Source organism: Candidatus Binatia bacterium, from assembly GCA_036382395.1.
Lineage (GTDB): Bacteria > Desulfobacterota > Binatia > HRBIN30 > HRBIN30 > JAGDMS01.
The window spans coordinates 1-4289 of sequence record DASVHW010000056.1; the positions used below are offsets into that span (position 1 = coordinate 1).

6 protein-coding genes are annotated in these 4289 nt (G+C 62.7%); all 6 read left to right on the forward strand.

What is annotated here, in order from left to right; translation table 11 throughout:
- Window positions 1-235 (forward strand): bL17 family ribosomal protein (locus tag VF515_03240; protein HEX7406646.1); only part of this gene is annotated, 235 nt, incomplete at its 5' end.
- A 111-nt stretch (window positions 236-346) separates the two neighbouring features.
- On the forward strand, window positions 347-1102 hold the full coding sequence (locus VF515_03245; GenBank protein ID HEX7406647.1) for an enoyl-CoA hydratase/isomerase family protein: 756 nt from the start codon (window positions 347-349) through the stop codon (window positions 1100-1102).
- Window positions 1103-1202: 100 nt separating this feature from the next.
- Window positions 1203-1784, forward strand: coding sequence for a TIGR00730 family Rossman fold protein (locus tag VF515_03250; protein HEX7406648.1), 582 nt, complete (start codon window positions 1203-1205; stop codon window positions 1782-1784).
- A gap of 264 nt (window positions 1785-2048) precedes the next feature.
- The gene (gene pyrR, locus VF515_03255; protein HEX7406649.1) at window positions 2049-2597 is read left to right on the forward strand and encodes a bifunctional pyr operon transcriptional regulator/uracil phosphoribosyltransferase PyrR; all 549 of its coding nucleotides are present in this window, start codon (window positions 2049-2051) and stop codon (window positions 2595-2597) included.
- A 1-nt stretch (window position 2598) separates the two neighbouring features.
- On the forward strand, window positions 2599-3609 hold the full coding sequence (locus VF515_03260; GenBank protein HEX7406650.1) for an aspartate carbamoyltransferase catalytic subunit: 1011 nt from the start codon (window positions 2599-2601) through the stop codon (window positions 3607-3609).
- A partial coding sequence (locus VF515_03265; protein ID HEX7406651.1) for an amidohydrolase family protein occupies window positions 3606-4289 on the forward strand: 684 nt, incomplete at its 3' end. The genes VF515_03260 and VF515_03265, both read left to right, overlap by 4 nt.

Genomic DNA, 4289 nt, shown 5'->3' on the forward strand with positions numbered 1-4289 from the left:
CACCGTGGTGCAGAAGCTGTTCGACGAGGTTGCGTCGCGGTTTCGGGAACGTCCAGGCGGCTACACGCGTGTCATCAAGCTGGGCCATCGTCACGGCGATGCTGCAGCGATGTCGGTCATCGAGTTGACCGATCGGGGCGATACAGCCAAAGCCGAGGCGGAGCGCAAGCGCGAGCGGCGCGTCCGTCGTGCCGACAAGAAAGGTGCACCAGCGGCACCGCCACCCGGAGCGTGAGTCTCACTTTGCCGCTTCATTTTGGAGCGGCTCACCAGCGCGTCTGTGTGGGGATCAATCAATACTGTTCGTCGCGCTGGCTGCTAGGCTTTCCGAACGCCCGTCCTTAAGATGAGCACAATCGTCGTGGAATATCGGGATGCCGTGGCGGTCGCGAAGCTCAATCGCGGCGTTACCAATGCGCTGGATCCGGAACTCGTCAATGAGTTGGGCGAGGTGCTGCGTACGATAGAACAGGACTCCGGGGTGAACGGCCTCGTCCTCGCGAGCGCAAGCGACAAGTTTTTCTCGATCGGATTTGATCTGCCCAAGCTGTTCGAGTTTCCCAGGCCGGAGTTCGAGAAGTTTTTCGGCCTGTTCAATCGCGTGTGTCTCAGTCTGTACACACTGTCCAAGCCGACGGTGGCGGCCATCACCGGGCACGCCACAGCGGGTGGATGCATCCTGGCCCTGTGTTGTGACTACCGCTTCATCGCGGCAGGCAGGAAACTGATGGGGCTGAACGAGATCAAGCTCGGAGTGCCGATCCCGTGCCTGCCGGACTCCATACTGCGGTATGTCGTCGGAGTTCGAAATGCCCGGGACATTATCGACTCCGGCGAGTTCTACGAATCCGCGGCGTGCTTGAAGATGGGCCTGGTCGATGAGGTTCTGCCAATAGAGGAGGTTCTAACGCGGGCGGTCGAGAAGGCCAGGTCGGTGGGCTCGTCACCTCGAGAGGCGTTTGCGCTGACCAAGCGCAGCCACGTCGAGGAGGTGGAAAGGCGGGTTTTAACGGACTCGGAGGAGCAGGACCGCGTCTTTCTAGACTGTTGGTACTCTGCCGAGGCACGCCGGCGATTGAGAGAGACGATCAAGAAGTTCTAGCGTGAATCTCTGGCGCCGCTCCTTCCCAAGCCGCGTTCTGGCTGGTCGCGAGAAAAGACGCGGCGGTGGATTACCGGGAAGGCGAATCGTAGGGCAACGAATGCGGCGCGTGTGCATCTTTTGCGGCTCTAACAACGGCGCCCGCACCGTCTACGTCGACGCGGCACGCGCAATGGGGGCGGCGCTGGCGCGACGGCGCATCGGCCTGGTGTATGGCGGCGGCCGGGTCGGATTGATGGGAGTCGTCGCCGACGCTGTCATGGCCGGGGGCGGTGAAGTGATCGGCGTGATTCCCGAGGCGCTGGTTGCCAAGGAAGTGGCTCATGAAGGACTGCCCGACCTGCGCGTCGTGGGATCGATGCACGAACGCAAAGCGTTGATGGCGGAGCTTGCCGACGCCTTCGTGGCGCTACCCGGGGGATACGGGACCCTGGAAGAGTTTTGTGAGGTTGTGACCTGGGCCCAGCTGGGGTTCCACCGAAAGCCGTGTGGCTTGCTCAACTTCGGAGGCTTCTACGATCGGCTGCTGGCGCTCTTTGACCATGCCGTCGCCGAACACTTCGTCCGCCCCGCACACCGCTCTTTGGTGCTGGAAGAACACGATCCGGAGCACCTGCTCGATCTGCTGGCAAGCTACCGGCCACCTGCGCTCGAGAAGTGGCTCGATCGCGACGAGACGTAGCCACGGATACAAGGCCACTCCCGGCTACTCCGGTGCACGCGGAGCTGGAGCACACATGGTCTTCTCGGTTGCGCGCGCCATGTAGCATTGACTTCAATATGCGGGCGGGCTACAGACAATCCAACTGAGCCGCTCCCTCTTGCCGCGGCAAATAACCTTTAAGCTGGTCCCGCGAGGCCAGGAAGGGTGATGATGAAGATCGAAACCCCCATACGGAGCCTGTAAGACCTCCTCGGTCAACGAGGGGGTTTTTTTGTACCTACGATGGCGCCCAACGAACGCGTCGTCATGGATGCGCAGGCGATCGAACGGGCCTTGACCCGCGTCGCCCACGAGGTGCTGGAGCACAACAAAGGCACCGAGAGACTCGTGCTGGTCGGGATCCGCTCGCGCGGCGTGCACATCGCCGAGCGCTTGCGGGATCGTATCCATACGATCGAGGGCGTGGAGGTGCCGGCCGGCATCATCGACATTACCCTCTACCGCGACGACCTCAGCCGCAGCAAGCAGCGTCCAGAGGTCAGAGGTACCCAGATCCCGTTTGCCATCGATGACACGCGCGTCATCCTGGTGGACGACGTCCTCTATACTGGCCGTACCATCCGCGCGGCGTTGGATGCGCTGATGGATTTCGGCCGGCCACTCAGCGTGCAGCTCGTGGTGCTGATCGACCGCGGCCACCGCGAGCTGCCCATCCGTGCCGACTACGTCGGAAAGAATTTGCCGACCGCCGTCAACGAGTCGGTCCATGTGCGACTCAAGGAAAGCGACGGGCGGGACGAAGTCGTCATCGCCCGCGGCGAGGAGTGCTAATATGCCTTTCACACGTCGGCATTTGCTCGGCCTCGAAGACGTCAGCAGCGAGGAGCTGACCTACCTGTTGGATACGGCGCTCTCTTTTAAGGAGATCTCGGAACGCGAGATCAAGAAGGTGCCCACGTTACGGGGGAAAACGGTGATCGGACTGTTCTACGAGCCCAGCACCCGTACGCGTACCTCGTTCGAGATTGCCGCCAAACGCATGAGCGCCGACTTCGTCAGTCTCTCAGCGGCCACCAGCAGCGTTACCAAGGGTGAAACGCTGCTCGATACGGCGCGCAACCTCGCGGCCATGCGGCCCGATGCCATTATCCTGCGGCATGCCTCCTCCGGTGCGTCCCACTTCCTGGCGGCGCACCTCGATTGCCCGATCATCAACGCCGGCGACGGGGCGCACGAGCATCCGACGCAGGCCTTGCTCGATCTGCTGACGATTCGGGAACGTAAAGGACGCTTGGCCGGACTCACGGTTGCCATCATCGGTGACATCCTGCACAGCCGCGTGGCCCGCTCGAACATCTTTGCCTTGCGGACACTCGGCGCGAGCCTACGCCTGGTCGGCCCACCGACGCTGCTGGCGCCCGAACTGCGGACCTGGGGCGAGGTGACCACGGATCTCTCCGAGGGCGTGCATGATGCGGACGTCATCATGATGCTGCGCCTGCAGCTGGAACGGCAGGGGAAGAACTTCTTCCCGACGGTGGATGAGTACTCACGCTACTTCTGCCTTACGGAACGTGCCGTTTCGTGCGCCAAGCCCGACGTGATCATCATGCATCCCGGGCCAATCAATCGCGGCATCGAGATCGCGAGCGACGTGGCCGATGGTCCGTACTCCGTCATCATGGATCAAGTGACCAACGGCATCGCCGTGCGCATGGCGGTGCTCTATCTTCTCATCGATCGAGCCAAGGCCGAACCCGAGGTTGAGGCGGAGACGCAGTCACAGTCCGCTGCGGGCGGCATGGACGCCCCCGCACCGCGGTTGCGGCGGAACGTCGGATGAGCAACGATCTCCTCATCCGCGGCGGGACGGTCGTCGATCCTGCCACCGGTATCCACGGTCGGAGAGACGTGTTGGTGCGTGACGGCAAGATCGCTGTCGTTGCCGAGTCGATCGGCGGAGACCAGGTGGCTGGCGCCACAGTCATCGAGGCCGAGAATTGTCTGGTTCTGCCGGGCCTGGTCGATATGCACGTCCATCTGCGCGAGCCGGGATATGAGTATAGAGAGACCATCGAAACCGGTGCGCGGGCAGCGGTGGCGGGCGGTTTTACCGCCGTGGCCTGCATGGCCAACACGAACCCGGTCAATGATAACGGCGCGGTGACTGAGTATATTCGCGAACGTGCCCAGGCCGTGGGGCTGGCGCGCGTCTATCCCATCGGCGCCGTGTCGAAAGGACTGAAGGGCGAGCAGTTGGCGGAGATCGGCGAAATGCAGCGCGCCGGCATCGTCGCCGTGTCGGATGACGGCATGCCGATCATGAACGGCGGCCTCATGCGCCATGCGCTCGAATATGCCGCGATGTTCAGGTTGCCCGTCATCGTCCACGAAGAGGACTGCTCGATTGCCGCGGAGGGCGTCATGAACGAAGGCGCCATGTCGCTGCGCTTGGGGCTGAAGGGTATGCCCGCGGCCGCCGAGGAAGCGATGATTGCCCGCGACCTCGCCTTGCTCGAACAC

Excerpts from the sequence above, each read along its gene's own strand:
- VF515_03245 (HEX7406647.1), top strand. The coding sequence starts at position 347 with ATGAGCACAATCGTCGTGGAATATCGGGATGCCGTGGCGGTCGCGAAG.
- VF515_03250 (HEX7406648.1), top strand. The coding sequence starts at position 1,203 with ATGCGGCGCGTGTGCATCTTTTGCGGCTCTAACAACGGCGCCCGCACC.
- pyrR (HEX7406649.1), top strand. The coding sequence starts at position 2,049 with ATGGCGCCCAACGAACGCGTCGTCATGGATGCGCAGGCGATCGAACGG.
- VF515_03260 (HEX7406650.1), top strand. The coding sequence starts at position 2,599 with ATGCCTTTCACACGTCGGCATTTGCTCGGCCTCGAAGACGTCAGCAGC.